Consider the following 17,289-nt stretch of genomic DNA (forward strand, 5'->3'; position numbering starts at 1 on the left):
CTTAAGAAGCGGTTGCGGTGAGATGCGACGGCGCGCCGCGCCCTTGCCGATGCGGGCTTCACGGCCTAGCTGAGGGCCATGTCCGACGCGTCCGCTTCACCTGCCGCCGATTTCGATCCTCGCGCCTATCGCCAGGCGCTGGGCGGGTTTGCGACCGGGGTGTGCGTGGTCACGGCCCATACGGTCGACGGGCCTCTGGGGATAACGGTGAACAGCTTCACCTCCGTCTCGCTGGATCCGCCGCTGGTGCTGTGGTGCATGGACATCAAGTCCGACCGCCATGACGCCTTCGCCGGGGCGGACCGGTTCGCCGTCCATATGCTGCCGGTCGAGGATCAGGCCATGTCTGACCGCTTCGCCTGGGGCGTATGCCGCCTGTCGGACGACGAGTTCGCGGTGGACGACCCTGAGCCGCCGCGTCTGCTGAACGCGGTGACGCGCCTGACCTGCCGGACGCACGACCGCATCGTCATGGGCGACCATCTGGTCATCGTCGGCCGGGTCGAGGCGTTCGACACGCGGCCGGGCGATGCTCTGACCTATTTCCGCGGGAAGTACGGCAAGGCCGCCGATCCGACAGCCTGAGCCTTTGCGCTGGCTTCAGCCCATCATCCGAGCGGCTTGCGGCGCGAAATAGCTGATGACGCCGGACGCCCCCGCACGCTTGAAGGCGTGCAGGCTTTCCAGGATGGCGCGGTCCGGGTCCAGCCAGCCGTTGGCGAAGGCGGCCTGCATCATCGCGTACTCGCCGGACACCTGATAGGCGAAGGTCGGCGCCTTGAACGTCTGCGACACCAGTCGGACGATATCCAGATAGGGCAGGCCCGGCTTGACGATCAGGGCGTCGGCGCCTTCCGACAGGTCCATCGCCACCTCGCGCAGGGCCTCCTCGGCGTTGGCGAAGTCCATCTGATAGGTCTTCTTGTCGCCGGTCAGGGATTTCGACGAACCCACCGCGTCGCGATAGGGGCCATAGAAGGCCGAGGCGTATTTGGCCGCATAGCTGATGATCAGTGTGTCGCTCAGGCCGTTGGCCTCCAGCGCCTCGCGGATGGCCTGGACGCGGCCGTCCATCATGTCGGACGGCGCCACGGCGTCGGCGCCTGCGTGGGCGTGGATGAAGGCCTGTTCGGCCAGCCGCTCCAATGTGGGGTCGTTGACGATGCGGCCGTTCTCCAGAACGCCGTCGTGGCCGTGGTCGGTGTAGCAGTCCAGCGCCACGTCGGTCATGACGCCGATCTCGGGCGCGGCGTCCTTGATGGCGCGGATGCAGTCGGGGATCAGACCGTCCGGGTCGGTGGCGGCGGTGGCGACATTGTCCTTTAGCCCATCGTTCACGTTCGGGAACAGGGCGACCATCGGGATGCCCAGATCGCGCGCTTCGACGGCGGCCTTGGCGGCCTCCTTGGGCGACAGGCGGAAGACGCCGGGCATGGAGGCGACCGGCTGGCGGTCTTCCGGGCCGTCGTGAACGATCAGCGGCCAGATCAGGTCGGCCGGCGTCAGGGTCGTCTCGGCGACCAGACGGCGCACCCACGGCTGCGAACGCAGACGACGCGGGCGGGCGTAAGGGAAGGCGGCGGGCTGGAAGGGCATGGTCATGCGCGCGGCTTAAAACAAAGCGCGGGTAGAGGCAAAAGGCGAACTGTCCACCTATGCTCGCCCTATCTCCCGCTCATCCCGGCGGACGCCGGGATGAGCGGAGTGTGGGGGCTGACGCATCTGCAAGGTGACGCGCGCTTCGCCAGCCGTTAGAAGCACCCCGAACGCCCCGTCAGAGGGCAGGCTGAAACGCGGGAGCTTTCATGGACTTCGCCCTCACCGACGATCAACGCGCTATTCAGGACGCGGCCCGCGCCTTCGCCGAGGCCGAACTGGCCCCGCACTCGGCCCGCTGGGACGAAGACAAGCATTTCCCGGTCGACGTGCTGAAGGCCGCCGCCGAGATGGGCTTCGCCGGCATCTATACGGGCGAGGAACACGGCGGCATGGGCCTGGGCCGTGTCGAAGCGGCGGTGATCTTTGAAGAGCTGTCGCGCGGCGATGTGGCGACGGCGGCCTTCATCTCGATCCACAACATGGCGACGTGGATGATCGACAGCTTCGGCTCGGACGAGCTGCGGGCGCGCTTCGTGCCGTCGCTGGTCGGGATGGAGAAGATCGCCAGCTACTGCCTGACCGAGCCGGGCTCGGGCTCTGACGCGGCGGCGCTGCGGACGACGGCGGTGCGGGACGGCGACCACTATGTGCTGAACGGCGCCAAGGCCTTCATCTCGGGCGCCGGGACGTCGGACGTCTATGTCGTCATGGTCCGCACGGGCGGCGAGGGGCCCAAGGGCGTCTCGACCATCGTGGTGGAGAAGGACACGCCCGGCCTGTCTTTCGGCGCCAATGAGAAGAAGATGGGCTGGAACGCCCAGCCGACCGCCGTGGTCAGCTTCGACGACTGCCGGGTGCCGGTCGCCAATCTGGTGGGTGAGGAAGGCGCGGGCTTCAAATACGCCATGGCCGGTCTGGACGGCGGGCGCCTGAATATCGCCGCCTGTTCGCTGGGCGGGGCGCGTCTGGCGCTGGAAACGGCGCAGGAATACGTCGCCGGCCGCAAGCAGTTCGGTCAGGCGATCGGCCAGTTTCAGAACACCCAGTTCGAGCTGGCGGACATGGCGACGGACCTTGAGGCGGCCCGTCTGATGGTGCTGCGCGGCGCCTGGGCCATCGACACCGGCCACGCTGAAAAGACCAAGTGGTGCGCCATGGCCAAGCGTCTGACGACCGACGCCTGCTTCCAAATCGCCGATCAGGCGCTGCAGCTGCACGGCGGCTATGGGTATCTGAAGGACTACCCGCTGGAGCGGATCGTGCGCGACCTGCGCGTTCACCGCATTCTGGAAGGCACCAACGAGATCATGCGCGTGATCGTGGCGCGCGAGCTGGCGCGGGGATGACGGCCGAGCCTGACGAAGCGATTGGCGTGGCGGAGAGTGCGAAGGCGCCTGCCGTTCTGAGCGGCGGCTCGCTTGATCGCGACGGGCTCTGGGATGTGTGGCGGCGCTTGACGGAGGAATTCCGCTTCGCCCGGCTGGCGCGCCATCTGCTCCGCTCAAGGTCGGGCTGGGGTCTGTACGGTGTGGATGTGATTTCGACGTTGAAGTCCACACCGATTGGGATTGGCGCCGGCTCTATTCTCGCCGGGCTGGACACGACGCAACTGACGGCTTTGTTGGGAATCGCGCGCATTAACGCGGCGCGTAACGAGGCTTTGTGGAAGCTGGCGGCGCTGTTTTACGTCTCGGGACCAGTGACGGCGATCCTGGCCAGTTTTCAGATCGCGCCGGAGTTCACACGGATGGTCATGCTCGGGGGCGGATTCGGCTTTGCCCTGATCATCATCGGCTTATCGGGCAGCCTGTTGGGTTACTACACGATCAACTGGCGGGCAGGGCAGGTGGCGGCTCTGATCGAGCTGGAGCTGGTTGAGCGGGCGCAAACCGTCATGGTTTCAGCCCCCGTATCTGCTGAGTAACGCTGCACCTGGCGATTGTTCTGGAGGAAGTCTTGTCTGAATCTGAAGTCATCACCCGCATCGAGAACGGTGTCGGCCGCATCACCCTGAACCGGCCCAAGGCGATCCACGCCCTGAACCGGGCCATGTGCGAGGCGATGATCGAGGCCCTGCTGGCCTGGCGCGCGGACGACGCGGTTCAGTCGGTGCTGATCGACCATGCGGGCGAGCGCGGCTTCTGCGCGGGCGGCGACATCCGCATGATCGCCGAGAGCGGGGCAGGGGATGCGTCAGAGGCCAGGGCCTTCTTCAAGGCCGAGTATCAGCTGAACCATCTGATGTTCGTCTATCCCAAGCCGATCACGGCGGTGGTGGACGGAATCGTCATGGGCGGCGGCGTGGGCATCAGCGAGCCCGCCGACGTCCGCATCGCCACCGAGCGCACCACCTACGCCATGCCTGAAACCGGCATCGGCCTGTTCCCCGACGTGGGCGGCGGCTGGTTCCTGCCGCGCCTGCCGGGCCAGACGGGCGTGTGGTTGGCCCTGACCGGCGCGCGGTTGAAGGCGGCGGATACGGTGGCGCTGGGCATTCACACCCACTTCGTGCCGAGCGAGGCCGTCGAGGGCCTGAAGAGCGAACTTCTGGCCGCGTCCGCCGACCCGAAGGCGGTCGCCGACCGCGCCGCCGGGGACGCCGGGCCGTCGCCTTTGGCCCCGCATCGCCAGGCCATCGACCGCCTGTTCGCCTTCCACACAGTGGAAGAGATCGTCGCCGCCCTTCAGGCCGACGGTTCGGACTGGGCGCAGAAGCAGCTCGACATCCTGAAGACCAAGTCGCCGCAGTCGTTGAAGGTGTCGCTGCGCCAGATCCGCACCGGGGCGACGCTGACCGACTTCGCCGACAATATGGCGATGGAATACGCCCTGGGCGGGCGCGTGGTTCAGACGCATGACTTCCAGGAAGGCGTGCGCGCCGTCATCATCGACAAGGACAACGCCCCCCAATGGTCGCCGGCCGAGCTTTCTTCGGTTTCGGACGCCCAGATCGAGGCCCTGTTCGCGCCCTTGCCCGCCGATGAGGCATGGAAACCGCTGATCGGCTGATTTCGCGCAAGCTTCATTGTTCAGGGCGGGGGAAAAGCCTATCTTGCCGGAATGAGTAAGCGCTGGACCCCAGAATCCTGGAGAAACAAGCCCGTCCTGCATATGCCGACGGACTATCCGGACGCCGCCGAACTGGCGCGCGTCGAAGACGAGTTGCGCGCGATGCCGCCCCTCGTCTTTGCCGGCGAGGCGCGCAAGCTTACGGACCATCTGGCCCAGGTCGAGGCGGGCAACGCCTTCCTGCTGCAGGGCGGCGACTGCGCCGAGAGCTTCAAGGAGTTCTCGACCGACAACATCCGCGACACCTTCCGCCTGATCCTGCAGATGGCGGTGGTCCTGACCTTCGCCGGTCGCAAGCCGGTGGTGAAGGTGGGCCGCATCGCCGGTCAGTTCGCCAAGCCGCGCTCGTCCCCGGTCGAGGAGATCGGCGGGGTCGAGCTGCCGTCGTATCGCGGCGACATCATCAACGGCATGGGCTTCACGCCGGAAGAGCGCATGCCCGATCCGCAGCGCCTGATCCGCGCCTATAACCAGTCAGCCTCGACGCTGAACCTGCTGCGCGCCTTCGCGGGCGGGGGATACGCCGACCTGTACAACATCCACCGCTGGACGCTGGGCTTCGCCGACGACGGCGCTGGCGCGGCCTACCGCGAGCTGGCCGACAAGATCACCGAGGCCCTGGCCTTCATGGAGGCGGTCGGCGTTACGCCCGAGACGCACCCCGACCTGTCGCGCGTCGAGGTCTTCACCAGCCACGAAGCCCTGCTGCTGAACGTCGAGAGCGCCCTGACGCGTCTGGACGGCTCGACCGGCGAATGGTTCGACACCTCGGCCCACATGCTGTGGATCGGCGAGCGCACGCGCCAGCTTGACGGCGCTCACATCGAGTTCATGCGCGGCATCTCCAACCCCATCGGGGTCAAGTGCGGGCCGACCATGACGGCGGACGACCTGCTGCCGCTGATCGACGCCCTGAACCCGAACAATATTCCGGGCCGCCTGACGCTGATCGGCCGCTTCGGCCACGACAAGGTGGGCGACCGCCTGCCGGGCCTGATGCGGGCGGTGAAGGCGGCGGGCAAGCGCGTCATCTGGTCGATCGACCCGATGCACGGCAATACGCTGAAGGCCGGCAACGGCTACAAGACCCGGCCGTTCGACCGCGTCATGGGCGAGGTCCGCAGCTTCATCGACGTGGCCGAGGCCGAGGGCGTCCACCCCGGCGGCGTCCACCTGGAGATGACCGGCCAGAACGTCACCGAATGCATCGGCGGCGCCCAGGCGGTCACGGAAGACGACCTGTCGAGCCGTTACCACACCCACTGCGACCCGCGTCTCAACGCGGATCAGGCGCTGGAGATGGCCTTCTTGGTCGCTGAGCGCCTCAAGGCCGGGCGGCAGGCCCGGTCCGAGGCCGCATGACGGCAGAAGACGAAACGCCCGGCCGCGTCGCCTATCAGGGCGCGCCGGGCGCCTTCAGCCATGAGGCCTGCCTCGACCTGCGCCCGTGGGACGAGGCCGTCGGCTATGAGACCTTCCAGGGCGCGATCGACGCCGTCCTGAGCGGCGACTGCCACTGCGCCCTGATCCCCGTCGAGAACTCGACCGTGGGCGTGGTTGAGCCTGCGGCCACCCTGGTGCGGCAAGCGGGGCTGGTCGAGGTCAGCGAGGCCTGGCGGCCGATCCGCTTGGCCCTGCTGGGCGCGCCTGACGCGCGCTTGTCGGACGTGAAGACGGCCGAGAGCCATCCTGTCGCCCTGCAGCAGTGCTCCAAGGCCCTGAACGAGATGAAGATCGCGGCGGTCGAGGCGTTCGACACCGGGGGCGCCGCCGCCGCCGTGGCCGAGGCGGACGACGTGACCCGCGCCGCCGTGGCGCCCGCCCGCGCGGCCGAGGTCTATGGGTTGGTGGTTCTGCGCAACGATTTGCAGGATTTCAGCGACAACCGGACCCGTTTTGTCCTGTTCACGGCCCCTCAGGGTTGACCACGCATAAAGTTTGCGGCTTTAAGGTCCGGTCGGATCGACCTTGATCCAGAAACCGGACCGGATTCATGTCCTCGCTGCGCGCACAAATGACCGTTGAAACCACCACGCGCGCGGTGGCCGGCTTTTATTTTGGCTACGGCTATTACGGCTTTCGATACGCCGGCTGAGGCGTCGGGCTTCTAACCAACCCTGACTGTCTCACTGGCGACCGCTTCTCCCCAAGCGGCCATACCGCGCGTCCCTGCCTGATCGTCATCGGCGGACGCGGCTTCCCTATCGAAATTCATGCCGAAAGCCATCTCCCATGTCGCAATCCGCCATCCAGCAAGTCTGGCCCGCTGAAACCGTTGAATTGAGCGCCGAACAGAAGGCGCTGGCCGCCCTGCGCGCCGAAATCGACAGCCTGGACGATCAGATCCTCGAACTGTTCGAGCGCCGCCTGTCCGTCGCCGCCCAGGTGGGCAAGGCCAAGGACGCCCCGACCGGCCCCCACACCAAGCTGCGCCCCGATCGCGAACAGGCCGTCCAGGCGCGCCTGCTGAAGCAGTGCGACCCTGAGAACCGCGAGGCGGTCGAGCATCTGTGGCGCGAGATCGTCGGCTGGGGCCTGGCGCGCCAGGGCCGTCTGCAGGTCCAGGTCTGGGCCCCCATCGACCCGGCCAAGGCCGTGGACGGCGCCCGCCTGCGTTTCGGCGCCGCCGCCGACATCAAGCTGGTCCTCGACCCGCAGGCGGCCCTGGCCCATGCGGCCGAGGGCAAGGGCGTGGCCGTCCTGTCGATCAGCGGCGACGATCCCTGGTGGATCGGCCTGCGCCGCGAATGGTCGATGCTCAGCGTGTTCGACGGCTATGGCGGCGAGACGCCGACGTCTTTGGCCGTGGGCAAGATCGATCCGCCGGCTCTGCCGAAGGGCCGCCGCGTCGTGGTTACGGCGGGCGGCGACGCGGGCGACGGCTCGGGCGCGCGTCGCTGGGGCCTGAACACCCACCACGGCTGGACCCTGGCCCTGACCGACGCCGATGTCGCGCCGGGCGATGTCGAGGGCGGCGTCGGCGCCATCGGCTGACCGCAGGCCGTTAACTCCGTCTCAAAGCCGGGCGGGCGAGGGTGGCTGCATGGCCCAGCCCGTCCTGCATCGACCACGCCTTGTCGTCGCCCTCTCGGCGGCGGCGCTGGCGCTTGCAGGCTGCGGCGTGAACGAAGCCGATCCGCACCGCTTCGAGAGTCTGGCGCAGTCGGTGGCCTCCATTCCGGTATCGGCGGAAGGCGAGGGCGAGGCGCGGCCGACGGTCACGCCCGATCCGCCGCGCGAGCGAGCCGCGCCGTTGAAGGTCGAACTGATGACTCCGCACGAGCTGTGGGACGCGCGCGAAGGCCTGAGCGCCAAGGTTCGCCTTGCCTCTGCGCCTGCATCGGCGCCGACGGCCTATGCCGATCCCGAGGCTCCGCCGCAGACCGTGACGGCGCCCAAGCCCGCCGTGGTCGCCGCGCGTCATGTGCAACTGGGCGCCTATTCCAGCGAGGACGGCGCCCGCGCGGCCTGGACGCGACTGAACCGCGGGCCGGGCGGGGCGGCGTTGTCAGGGCTTCAGCCCGTCTATGAGGCGGTCGAGGTCGGCGGCCGTCGCCTGGTCCGGCTGAAGGTCGCCGCCTCCGTCGAACAGGCTCAGGCCCTGTGCCGCGATCTGGCGGCGTCGGACCCCTGGTGCGCGCGGTCCGGCGCGGCCTCGGTCTGATCGTCCACAGGCTCAGCTTAAGGTTTCGTTGACGATTGGCTCCCGGAGGCTGATCTTGCGGCCCATGGGCGGGCGGCGGACGAAGATGAGTCGCGCCTGCTGATCACAGTAGGATTTCACATGGCGCAGCCTCAGGTCATCGTCATCGGCAATGAAAAGGGCGGGGCGGGCAAGTCCACCCTGGCCATTCACATCGTCACCGGCCTTCTGCACGCTGGACGCAAGGTCGCGGTCATCGACCTGGACCTGCGCCAGCGCTCGCTGGAGCGGTTCTTCGCCAACCGCGCCGCCTGGACCAAGGCCAACGGTCATGAGCTGCCGCAGCCGATCGTGCCGGACATGGGCGACGGCAAGGTCCTGCATAAGGCCGACGAGACCGAGCAGATGGCCCGCTTCGAGGCCGCCTTCGCCGAGGCCAAGGCTGTGGCCGACGTCATCTTGATTGACACGCCAGGCGGCGATACGGCCCTGTCCCGCGCCGCGCACGGGCGGGCGGACCAGATCGTCACGCCGATGAACGACAGCTTCGTTGACTTCGACCTGCTGGGCGAGGTGGACCCGGTGACGCTGGATCTGGTCAAGCCGTCCATCTATTCCGAAAGCGTCTGGGAGGCGCGCAAGCACCGCGCCATCACCGAGGGCCGTCAGGTGACGATCGACTGGATCGTGGTCACCAACCGTCTGGCCGTGGCCGAGGCCCGTAACCGTCGCCGTCTGGAAGCCCGCATGAACAAGCTGGCCAAGCGTGTCGGCTTCCGTGTCGGGCCGGGCCTGCGTGACCGGGTCATCTATCGCGAACTCTTCCCCTTCGGCCTGACTGTGGCGGACCTGTCGAACGACATCCGCCCGGTGTCGGTGTCGCTGGCCCATGTCGCCGCGCGTCAGGAGATGCGCAATCTGATGCAGGCCCTGGGTCTGGACGACGCCATCGCCGCCATGGACGCGGCGGCCTGATCACTTCATGGGGCTGATCTGGCTGGGTCTGGCCGCCGTGGCCCTGTGGGCCATGGTGCGTCTGGGCCGTCAGACCGAGCGCGCCAGGCGCGGTCACTGGCGCATCTCCGCGACCATATTGAGCGCCGCCCTGCTGGCCGGGGCGGTGTTCGCCGTCGCGCGCGGAGCGTGGCTGATTGCGGGCGGCATGGCGCTGGCGGGCGTCTGGCTGGCGGTGCAGTCGCGCATCCGCCCAGTGACGGTGAAGGCCCGCCCTGTCGAACCCATGAGCAAGGCTGAAGCCCGCGCTATTCTGGGCGTTGCGGCAGATGCGGACGCCCGGACGATCCACGCCGCCTGGCGCCGTCTGATGGCGCGCGCCCATCCAGACCAGGGCGGTACAGAAGGGCTGGCCGCCCGCGTCAACGCTGCGCGCGACCGTCTGTTGAAGGAGTAGGGGCGTTGTCCTCTAGAAACGGAGATCGGCCTCGCCGCGCAGGATCGCTTCGGCTTGCGGGCTGTGTTTGGCGCCGTCGCGGTCGTGCAGGATCAGGGGCGGCAGCAATCGCAAGGGCGCCTTGCCGGTCTTGATGGCCTGGACCAGCACGCGCTTGGCGGGTTGATCGGCGTAAGGGTGGATCGGGCGGACGGCGAAGGAGCCCGCCTTGGGCGCCAGCAGGCTCAGGATGTCGGCGAGGCGGTCGGCGCGGTGGATGACGACGATGCGTCCGCCCTCGCGCACCGCCTTCAGCAGGAAACCCGCCCAGGCGGTCAGGCCGTCGTCGGCCATCCAGGCGCCGAGCTTGCCCTCGGCGGGGGCGCGCAGGGCGCCGGGGTCGTCGAAGAAGGGCGGATTGCTGACCGCCCAGTCGAACGGCGGCAGGTCCAGGGCGCGAAAACCCCGCGCCACGTCGCCGTCCACGATAGCGGTGCGCGCCTCGGCGTTGTTCAGTTCGGCATTCTGACGCGCGAGGGCGGCGGCGGCTGTGTCGCGCTCCAGTCCCGTCAGCAGGACGCCGGGGCGTCGGGCGGCGATCTGCATCAGGACGGCGCCCGCGCCGCAGCCCGCTTCGATCAGTCGTTCGCCGGGGCGCGCCTCGACGGCGGCGGCCAGCAGGGCGGCGTCCATGCCCGCGCGATAGCCCTTCGTCGGTTGGCGCAAGCGGATGCGACCGCCCAAAAAGGCGGATTCGGCCACATCTGCGGCGACAGTAAGGGATGACTCGGCTTGACCCATCATAACGCCGCCACCATTGTGCGCCGCATCGCGTCCGGGCAAGCGGATGCGTGTGAATTTCGGGCGAATCTCCCCCTTCGCCCCTGTGCTGAAAGAGATTTCCGTGGACGCAGCTCTCGCCGTCGCTCCCCGTCCCAAGGGCGATGTGGACGCCCTGGTTCATCTGGCTAAGGACGACATGGCGGCGGTCGACGCCCTGATCATCGCGCGGATGCAGTCAGACGTGCCGGTGATCCCCCTGCTGGCCGAGCATCTGGTGTCGGCGGGCGGCAAGCGTCTGCGCCCGCTGCTGACCGTGGCGGCGGCGCGCGCGATCGGTCAGACAGGCGCCATCGAAGGCCCCAAGAAGCTGGCCGCCTCGGTTGAGTTCATCCACACCGCCACCCTGCTGCACGACGACATCGTCGACGGCTCGGAAATGCGCCGGGGCAAGGTCGCGGCGCACCTCATCTGGGGTTCGGCCTCGTCGGTGCTGGTCGGCGACTTCCTGTTCGCCCGCGCGTTCGAGTTGATGGTCGAGACCGATTCCCTGCGCGCGCTTGGCATTCTGGCGCGAGCCTCGGCCGTGATCGCCGAGGGCGAGGTGCTGCAGCTGACGCGCGCCCACGACCTGAACCTGGACCTCGACACCTATCTGCAGATCATCCGCGCCAAGACGGCCGAACTGTTCGCCGCCGCCGCCGAATCCGGCGCGGTCGGGGCGGGTGCGACGGACGAACAGGTCGCGGCCCTGCGCGACTACGGCATGGCGCTGGGCATCGCCTTCCAACTGGCGGACGACGCCCTGGATTACGGCGGCGCGACCGAGACCCTGGGCAAGAACGCGGGCGACGATTTCAACGAGGGCAAGGCCACCCTGCCGCTGTTGCTGGCCGTTCAGCGCGCCAAGGGGACCGAAGACCTGTTCTGGGATCGGGTCATCACCAAGGGCGACCGCAAGCCCGAGGACTTCGACCGCGCGCGGCAGTTGATCGTCGCCAGCGGCGCCGTTGAAGCCACGCTCGATACGGCGTCGGAATACGCCGACCGGGCCAAGACGGCCTTGCAGGTCCTGCCCGCCGGGCCGTGGCGCTCGGCGCTGGAAGCCCTGGCCGATTTCGCCGTCAGCCGGGCGATGTGATGCTGGCGGCGCTGCTCGTCGCCGGGCAACTGGCCGCGCAGGAGCCGCCGCGCTTCCTCATGCCGCAAAGGCCGGGGGACGGTTTGAGGGCTGAGCTGTTCCGTCTGGAGCCGGGCGATCCCGGCGGTCAGGCGCGCGCCCTGCTGGGCGAGGCGATGATGCGGGACGACGCCGAACTGGTGGTGCGCCCCGTGCCGCCGATCATTATGCTGTATCGCGAGGGCAGCCTGCCGGACGGCCCGATCGTGCTTTACGCCGGACCTGAGGTGGAGGGCGAGCCGGACGCCGCCTGCCGTCTGTCACGCCTTTCCGGCGGAGAGATCGACAATTCGGAGCGTGCGCTGGCGTGGTGCGCGGGCTTCATCCTGAAAACGGCGCCGACGTTGAACATTCCGCCGGCGCCGGTTCACTGAAGGCTTATTTCAGGCTGGCGCAGAAGCGCTGGATGCGGGTGCAGCCTTCTTCCAGCACGGCTTCCGAGGTGGCGTAGCTGATGCGGAAATAGGGGCTGAGGCCGAAGGCCGCGCCCTGGACCACGGCCACGCCCTCGGCGTTCAGCAGTTCGGCGGTGAAGGTTTCGTCGTCGGTGATGACCACGCCCGACGGCGCCGTCTTGCCGATCAGGCCTTCGATCGACGGATAGACGTAGAAGGCGCCTTCCGGCTTCGGACAACGGATGCCCGCCGCCTGATTCAGCATGGAGACGACCAGGTCGCGGCGCTTCTCGAAGGCGGCGGCGCGCGGGGCCAGGAAGTCCTGCGGGCCGTTCAGGGCCTCGACGGCCGCCCACTGGCTTATGGACGAGGGGTTGGAGGTCGTCTGGCTGGCCACCTTGCGCATCAGGTCGATCAGCGGCTTGGGCCCGCCCGCATAGCCGATGCGCCAGCCGGTCATGGCGTAGGCCTTGGACACGCCGTTGCAGGTCAGGGTGCGGTCGTACAGGTCCGGCGCGACCTGGGCCATGGTGACATAGTCGAAGTCGCCATAGACGAGGTGCTCATACATGTCGTCGGTCAGGATCCAGACCTGCGGGTGCTTGCGCAGCACCACGGCCAGGGCTTCCAGCTCGGCGCGGGTATAGGCGGCGCCGGTCGGGTTCGACGGCGAGTTCAGGATGATCCACTTGGTCTTGGGCGTGATGGCGGCGTCCAGCACCTCGGGACGCAACTTGAAGCCGTCGGCTTCCTGACCGACCACGGTGACGGGCTCGCCGCCGGCCAGCAGCACCATGTCGGGATAGGACACCCAGTAGGGCGCCGGGACGATCACTTCGTCGCCGGGGTTCAGCGTGGCGACCAGGGCGTTGTAGATCACCGGCTTGCCGCCCGAGGCGACGTGGATCTGATTGGTTTCGTAGGTCAGGCCGTTTTCGCGGGCGAACTTGGCGGCGATGGCGGCCTTCAGTTCGGGCATGCCGTCGGCGTCGGTGTATTTGGTCTCGCCGCGATTGATGGCTTCGATGGCGGCGGCCTTGACGTTGTCAGGCGTATCGAAGTCCGGCTCGCCGGCGCCCAGACCGATGACGTCGCGGCCCTGGCGTTTCAGTTCGCGCGCCTGGGCGGTCACGGCCAGGGTGGCCGACGGCTTGACGCGAGCGAGGGAGGCGGACTGAAGGCTGGACATGTCTATCCCGTCTGGTGGAAGTGATGGGGCCGGGGAGGCTGAGGCTTGATACGCAACCCCGCAGGGGCGCACAACGTTTGTGCGCGGCCTGGACGATCAAAAGGCGATTTGGGCGAAATTTATGCGGCGGGTCGTCGATTTTCTGCTGAATATGGAGGCCAAGCGGTGGCGCACCCTGGCCGTGACCCTGCTGCTGCTGGCGGGAATCATCGCCCTGTTCGCCCTGGGCAAGACGCAGCTGGCGTTGGGGGCGGAGGACCGGCTGGAGCATTGGCTGGCCGGATACCGCATCGGCCCGTGGGGGCTGGCGGCGGCGGTGCTGGTCTTCACTCTGTCGGCCTTCATCGGCGTGCCGCAGTTCCTGTTGATCGCCGCCTGTGTCGTGGCCTTCGGGCCGTGGTTCGGTTTTCTCTATAGCTGGATCGCCACCATCGCCTCGGCGGCCGTCACCTATTGGCTGGGGCGCGGGCCGACCGCGCGCACGCTGGAACGCTACGGCGGCGGGACGGTCGAGCGCATCCGCAAATTCGTCGGCCGCAACGCCTTTTCGGCCAGCTTCATCATCCGCAACGTGCCCTCGGCGCCCTTCATCGTCGTGAACATGGCGTTCGGCGCGGTGCGGGCGTCGTTCCCGGCCTATCTGGCGGGGTGCGCTTTAGGAGTGCTGCCCAAGACGGCGCTAGTCGCCTTTTTCGGCGGGTCGTTCATGGCGGCGGTCAGCGGCGACGGAATCTGGACGTCGGTGATCCTGGCGGCGGTCGCGGGCGTTTGGCTTGTATTGATGCTGGCGGTGCGCGAGTGGGTGAAGCGCCGCGAGGCTGCACGCAACCTGCAAGTGGATTGATCGGAGAACGACGATGCTGAAGCTCTATTATTCGCCCGGCGCTTGCGCCATCGCTTCGCACATCGGCCTGGAAGAGGCGGGAGCGGAGTATGTGATCGAGAAGATCGACCTGCGCGCCGGCCAGCAGCGCACGCCGGAGTATCTGGCCATCAACCCGGCGGGCGTGACCCCGGCCCTGCAGACCCCCAAGGGGGTGCTGACCCAGAACGGCGCCATCCTGGCCTATGTCGCCCAGACTCATCCGCACGCCCAACTGGCCGATCTGGACGATCCGTTCGAGTTTGCGCGGATGCAGGCCTTCAACGGCTGGCTGGCGTCGTCGCTGCACCCGGCGATCGGCAAGGCGCTGTTCTCCAAGCCGCCGCTGGAAGGCGATGCCAGGGACGAGGCCGTGCGGATTGCGCTCGAGAAATATGACCTGGCTGAGAATCACCTGCTGGCCGGTCCGTGGGTCATGGGGGAAGATCATTCGATGGCGGACGGTTATCTGCTGGTCTTCACGCGCTGGGCGCGTCAGGCGGGTCTGCTGGACAAGGCGCGTTTTCCGAAGCTGAACGCCCATCTGGACCTCGTGCAATCGCGCCCGGCCGTGCAGCGCGTGCTTCATGCCGAGGGCATCACGGCGGTCTGAGCCGCGAACCCGCAAGCGGGGCTGGAAAGCTTGAGCGGCAAGGCTTTCAAGCCTTGCCGTGACAAGCCTGTGATCGAGGAGTCATAGGCGCTTGCAATCCCCGCGGCATGAGGGCAAACGGGCCTGTAGTCGGCTCGGCGAAGACGGTCAGGACAGCTTTGCGATCAGCGTGAAGCGGGGGTAGGGCGTCGCCACAGCGGACGAATGAAATTCACGCCCTTGCAGGCCCGAACTAAAGCGGTAACCGACGCCCATGCTTTCACCCCTCTTCGGCATGATTTCCAATGACATCGCGATGGATCTGGGGACGGCCAACACCCTGATCTACATGCGCGGCAAGGGGATCGTCCTGAACGAGCCGTCGGTCGTCGCCCTGCGCAACGTCGGCGGCCGCAAGATCGTCCACGCCGTCGGCCTGGAAGCCAAGCAGATGCTGGGCCGCACCCCCGGCCACATGGAAGCCATCCGTCCGATGCGCGACGGGGTCATCGCCGACTTCGAAGTCGCCGAAGAGATGATCAAGCACTTCATCCGCAAGGTTCACAACCGCAAGGGCTTCGTGAACCCGAAGATGATCGTCTGCGTCCCGTCGGGCGCCACGGCCGTCGAGCGCCGCGCCATCAATGATTCCTGCCTGAACGCTTCGGCTCGCCGCGTCGGCCTGATCGACGAGCCGATGGCCGCCGCGATCGGCGCCGGTCTGCCGATCCACGAGCCGACCGGCTCGATGGTCGTCGATATCGGCGGCGGCACGACTGAAGTGGCCGTTCTGTCGCTGTCGGGCATCGTCTATTCGCGCTCGGTCCGCGTCGGCGGCGACATGATGGACGACGCCCTGATCGCCTATATGCGCCGCAACCATAACCTGCTGATCGGCGAAACGACCGCCGAGCGCATCAAGAAGGACATCGGGACCGCCCGCATCCCGACCGACGGCGAAGGCCTGTCGATCGAGGTCAAGGGCCGTGACCTGATGCAGGGCGTGCCGCGCGAAGTGAAGATGAGCGAGCGTCAGGCGGCTGAAGCCCTGGCCGAGCCGGTCTCGCAGATCGTGGAGGCCGTGAAGGTCGCGCTGGAGGCGACGCCGCCGGAACTGGCCGCCGACATCGCCGACAAGGGCATCATGCTGACGGGCGGCGGCGCTCTGCTGCGCGGCTTGGACGCCGAAATCCGCGACCACACGGGCCTGCCGGTGCAGGTGGCGGACGATCCGCTGTCGTGCGTCGCCATCGGCTGCGGCAAGGTGCTGGAGCACCCGTCCTGGATGAAGGGCGTCCTCGAGTCGTCGCTCTGAGACTGATCGGCCTGCCGCAGGCGCCGCATTCCTGAAAAGGAGCGGATTTCTGGGGCAGGCTCACGCTTTCGGCGGGCTTCGCCCCGCCGATTCCTAAGCTCTAGCAGGAAGGCTGGCCGTGGCGTTTCGCGACGGACCGTTCGAGAATCTGAAGGTGCCGCTGGCCTGGACGGCGGCGGTCATGGTCGTCGGCGGAATCGTCGCTGCGGTCATGCTTCTGCTCGCCGATCGGCCGCAACCGGCGGCCGACGACCTGGAGCCCGCGCGCGCCGCATTCGACAGCGCCGCCGGAACCACGGGCGGGGTTCTGGCCGCGCCGGTCCGCTGGGGCGGCGACGCCGTGGATTACGTCAAAGGCTATTTCTTCGCCGTGTCGGAGAATCGCCGCCTGCGCCGCGAACTGGCGGAGATGAGCGCCTGGCGCGACGACGCCCTGGCGCTGAAGAACCTCAACGCCCGCTACGAACAACTGCTGGGCCTGCAGACCGAGCCGCCCATCGCCATGACGGCCGGACGCGCCATCACCGACGCGCGCGGACCGTTCGCTCGGTCGCGCCTGCTGAACGTCGGCGCCGGCAAGGGCGTGCGCGTGGGCAATCCGGTGCTGAGCGAGCACGGACTGGTCGGCCGCATCTCGGGCGTCTCGGGCGCACACAGCCGCATGGTGCTGCTGACCGACGTGGCGTCGCGCATTCCGGTGATGGTGGAGCGCACCGACGCCCGCGCCATGCTGACCGGCGACGGCAGCCGCAGCCCGCGCCTCGACTATGTGCGGGGGCAGGGCTCGGTGCAGGAAGGCGACCGCATCCTGACCTCGGGCGACGGCGGCGGTTTCCCGCGCGGCCTGCCGGTCGGCATGGTGGCCAAGGGCGTGGACGGCTCGTGGCGGGTCAAGCTGTACAGCGACCGCACGGCCATCGACTATGTGCGCGTCCTGCTGTTCCAGGACTTCAGCCAGCTGGCGGATCAGAACGCCCTGAACGCAGCCCCATTGGCCAGTCTGAACACGGCGCCGCCGCCGAACGCCGCCCAGGCCGCCGCTATTCAGGACGTGGCCACGCGCCGCGCCGCCGCCGCACAGGCCGCCGCAGAGCGCGTCCGCGCCGCCAACGCCGCTCCGCCTCCGACGCCGGTTGCGCCCGCGACTGCGACGCCGCCTCAGGCCCAGCCGACGCCGCGTCCCGCCGCGCCCCGGCCGACAGCCGCCACGCCGCCGCAACCTTCGGCGCAGGCTCCGGCGCCGACCGCGCCTGACGGAGGTCGCGAGTGAGACGG

General features: G+C 68.1%; 19 protein-coding genes. 16 read left to right on the top strand and 3 right to left on the bottom strand.

Annotated features, from left to right (window positions below; genetic code table 11):
• Positions 1-78: 78 nt before the first annotated feature.
• Positions 79-585, top strand: a complete 507-nt coding sequence (locus EGK63_RS02880) for a flavin reductase family protein (protein ID WP_125899826.1) — start codon at positions 79-81, stop codon at positions 583-585.
• 15 nt (positions 586-600) lie between these two features.
• Here the strand turns inward: EGK63_RS02880 and hemB are convergent, their stop codons facing one another.
• Positions 601-1,602, bottom strand: a complete 1,002-nt coding sequence (gene hemB / locus EGK63_RS02885) for a porphobilinogen synthase (RefSeq protein ID WP_125899827.1) — start codon at positions 1,600-1,602, stop codon at positions 601-603.
• 203 nt (positions 1,603-1,805) lie between these two features.
• Here hemB and EGK63_RS02890 point away from each other — a divergent pair, with 203 nt between their 5' ends.
• The 9 genes from EGK63_RS02890 to EGK63_RS02930 all read left to right on the top strand — a co-directional run bounded on the left by EGK63_RS02890 (position 1,806) and on the right by EGK63_RS02930 (position 9,722).
• Complete coding sequence (locus EGK63_RS02890) at positions 1,806-2,945, top strand: isobutyryl-CoA dehydrogenase (protein WP_125899828.1); 1,140 nt, start codon at positions 1,806-1,808, stop codon at positions 2,943-2,945.
• Complete coding sequence (locus EGK63_RS02895; RefSeq protein WP_125899829.1) at positions 2,942-3,523, top strand: hypothetical protein; 582 nt, start codon at positions 2,942-2,944, stop codon at positions 3,521-3,523. Before EGK63_RS02890 ends, EGK63_RS02895 begins: the two co-directional genes overlap by 4 nt.
• A 32-nt stretch (positions 3,524-3,555) precedes the next feature.
• Positions 3,556-4,608: an enoyl-CoA hydratase/isomerase family protein gene (locus tag EGK63_RS02900; RefSeq protein ID WP_125899830.1), complete on the top strand. Its 1,053-nt coding sequence runs from the start codon at positions 3,556-3,558 to the stop codon at positions 4,606-4,608.
• A 51-nt stretch (positions 4,609-4,659) separates the two neighbouring features.
• A complete protein-coding gene (locus tag EGK63_RS02905) occupies positions 4,660-6,030 on the top strand; it encodes a class II 3-deoxy-7-phosphoheptulonate synthase (RefSeq protein WP_087140277.1) in 1,371 nt (456 codons plus the stop codon).
• The gene (locus EGK63_RS02910; RefSeq protein ID WP_125899831.1) at positions 6,027-6,593 is read left to right on the top strand and encodes a prephenate dehydratase domain-containing protein; all 567 of its coding nucleotides are present in this window, start codon (positions 6,027-6,029) and stop codon (positions 6,591-6,593) included. Before EGK63_RS02905 ends, EGK63_RS02910 begins: the two co-directional genes overlap by 4 nt.
• Before the next feature lie 307 nt (positions 6,594-6,900).
• The gene (locus EGK63_RS02915; protein ID WP_125899832.1) at positions 6,901-7,662 is read left to right on the top strand and encodes a chorismate mutase; all 762 of its coding nucleotides are present in this window, start codon (positions 6,901-6,903) and stop codon (positions 7,660-7,662) included.
• Positions 7,663-7,711: 49 nt separating this feature from the next.
• Entirely contained in the window at positions 7,712-8,332 is a 621-nt protein-coding gene (locus EGK63_RS02920; RefSeq protein ID WP_125899833.1) for an SPOR domain-containing protein, read from the top strand.
• A gap of 120 nt (positions 8,333-8,452) precedes the next feature.
• Positions 8,453-9,286, top strand: coding sequence for a division plane positioning ATPase MipZ (locus EGK63_RS02925; protein ID WP_125899834.1), 834 nt, complete (start codon positions 8,453-8,455; stop codon positions 9,284-9,286).
• A gap of 7 nt (positions 9,287-9,293) precedes the next feature.
• Positions 9,294-9,722 (top strand): molecular chaperone DnaJ, encoded by a 429-nt coding sequence (locus EGK63_RS02930; RefSeq protein ID WP_125899835.1) that lies wholly within the window; start codon positions 9,294-9,296, stop codon positions 9,720-9,722.
• A gap of 12 nt (positions 9,723-9,734) precedes the next feature.
• On the opposite strand, the gene EGK63_RS02935 is transcribed toward EGK63_RS02930, so the two are convergent.
• Positions 9,735-10,505, bottom strand: coding sequence for a tRNA1(Val) (adenine(37)-N6)-methyltransferase (locus EGK63_RS02935; RefSeq protein WP_125899836.1), 771 nt, complete (start codon positions 10,503-10,505; stop codon positions 9,735-9,737).
• Positions 10,506-10,647: 142 nt separating this feature from the next.
• Between EGK63_RS02935 and EGK63_RS02940 the strand changes: the two genes are divergently transcribed.
• Positions 10,648-11,622 carry a polyprenyl synthetase family protein gene (locus EGK63_RS02940; protein WP_207896330.1) on the top strand — a complete coding sequence of 325 codons (975 nt, stop codon included), beginning with the start codon at positions 10,648-10,650 and terminating at the stop codon, positions 11,620-11,622.
• The gene (locus EGK63_RS02945; RefSeq protein WP_125899838.1) at positions 11,622-12,035 is read left to right on the top strand and encodes a hypothetical protein; all 414 of its coding nucleotides are present in this window, start codon (positions 11,622-11,624) and stop codon (positions 12,033-12,035) included. The genes EGK63_RS02940 and EGK63_RS02945 overlap by 1 nt, the downstream gene beginning before the upstream one ends.
• Positions 12,036-12,039: 4 nt before the next feature.
• Here the strand turns inward: EGK63_RS02945 and EGK63_RS02950 are convergent, their stop codons facing one another.
• Positions 12,040-13,245: a pyridoxal phosphate-dependent aminotransferase gene (locus EGK63_RS02950; RefSeq protein ID WP_125899839.1), complete on the bottom strand. Its 1,206-nt coding sequence runs from the start codon at positions 13,243-13,245 to the stop codon at positions 12,040-12,042.
• Positions 13,246-13,366: 121 nt separating this feature from the next.
• Between EGK63_RS02950 and EGK63_RS02955 the strand changes: the two genes are divergently transcribed.
• The 4 genes from EGK63_RS02955 (at position 13,367) to mreC (ending at position 17,284) form a co-directional block, all read left to right on the top strand.
• Positions 13,367-14,089, top strand: a complete 723-nt coding sequence (locus EGK63_RS02955) for a TVP38/TMEM64 family protein (RefSeq protein ID WP_165906513.1) — start codon at positions 13,367-13,369, stop codon at positions 14,087-14,089.
• 13 nt (positions 14,090-14,102) lie between these two features.
• Positions 14,103-14,720, top strand: coding sequence for a glutathione S-transferase family protein (locus tag EGK63_RS02960; protein ID WP_125899841.1), 618 nt, complete (start codon positions 14,103-14,105; stop codon positions 14,718-14,720).
• A gap of 253 nt (positions 14,721-14,973) precedes the next feature.
• Positions 14,974-16,014: a rod shape-determining protein gene (locus EGK63_RS02965; RefSeq protein WP_087139474.1), complete on the top strand. Its 1,041-nt coding sequence runs from the start codon at positions 14,974-14,976 to the stop codon at positions 16,012-16,014.
• A gap of 118 nt (positions 16,015-16,132) precedes the next feature.
• Complete coding sequence (mreC, locus tag EGK63_RS02970) at positions 16,133-17,284, top strand: rod shape-determining protein MreC (RefSeq protein WP_125899842.1); 1,152 nt, start codon at positions 16,133-16,135, stop codon at positions 17,282-17,284.
• Positions 17,285-17,289 lie beyond the last annotated feature (5 nt).

The sequence above is a fragment of the Brevundimonas sp. 357 genome (genome assembly GCF_003938605.1).
GTDB lineage: Bacteria > Pseudomonadota > Alphaproteobacteria > Caulobacterales > Caulobacteraceae > Brevundimonas.

Bases quoted from the DNA above. Each gene is read 5' to 3' on its own strand.
- EGK63_RS02880 (WP_125899826.1), top strand. From the start codon at position 79: ATGTCCGACGCGTCCGCTTCACCTGCCGCCGATTTCGATCCTCGCGCC.
- hemB (WP_125899827.1), bottom strand. From the start codon at position 1,602: ATGACCATGCCCTTCCAGCCCGCCGCCTTCCCTTACGCCCGCCCGCGT.
- EGK63_RS02890 (WP_125899828.1), top strand. From the start codon at position 1,806: ATGGACTTCGCCCTCACCGACGATCAACGCGCTATTCAGGACGCGGCC.
- EGK63_RS02895 (WP_125899829.1), top strand. From the start codon at position 2,942: ATGACGGCCGAGCCTGACGAAGCGATTGGCGTGGCGGAGAGTGCGAAG.
- EGK63_RS02905 (WP_087140277.1), top strand. From the start codon at position 4,660: ATGAGTAAGCGCTGGACCCCAGAATCCTGGAGAAACAAGCCCGTCCTG.
- EGK63_RS02910 (WP_125899831.1), top strand. From the start codon at position 6,027: ATGACGGCAGAAGACGAAACGCCCGGCCGCGTCGCCTATCAGGGCGCG.
- EGK63_RS02915 (WP_125899832.1), top strand. From the start codon at position 6,901: ATGTCGCAATCCGCCATCCAGCAAGTCTGGCCCGCTGAAACCGTTGAA.
- EGK63_RS02920 (WP_125899833.1), top strand. From the start codon at position 7,712: ATGGCCCAGCCCGTCCTGCATCGACCACGCCTTGTCGTCGCCCTCTCG.
- EGK63_RS02925 (WP_125899834.1), top strand. From the start codon at position 8,453: ATGGCGCAGCCTCAGGTCATCGTCATCGGCAATGAAAAGGGCGGGGCG.
- EGK63_RS02930 (WP_125899835.1), top strand. From the start codon at position 9,294: ATGGGGCTGATCTGGCTGGGTCTGGCCGCCGTGGCCCTGTGGGCCATG.
- EGK63_RS02935 (WP_125899836.1), bottom strand. From the start codon at position 10,505: ATGATGGGTCAAGCCGAGTCATCCCTTACTGTCGCCGCAGATGTGGCC.
- EGK63_RS02945 (WP_125899838.1), top strand. From the start codon at position 11,622: ATGCTGGCGGCGCTGCTCGTCGCCGGGCAACTGGCCGCGCAGGAGCCG.
- EGK63_RS02950 (WP_125899839.1), bottom strand. From the start codon at position 13,245: ATGTCCAGCCTTCAGTCCGCCTCCCTCGCTCGCGTCAAGCCGTCGGCC.
- EGK63_RS02955 (WP_165906513.1), top strand. From the start codon at position 13,367: ATGCGGCGGGTCGTCGATTTTCTGCTGAATATGGAGGCCAAGCGGTGG.
- EGK63_RS02960 (WP_125899841.1), top strand. From the start codon at position 14,103: ATGCTGAAGCTCTATTATTCGCCCGGCGCTTGCGCCATCGCTTCGCAC.
- EGK63_RS02965 (WP_087139474.1), top strand. From the start codon at position 14,974: ATGCTTTCACCCCTCTTCGGCATGATTTCCAATGACATCGCGATGGAT.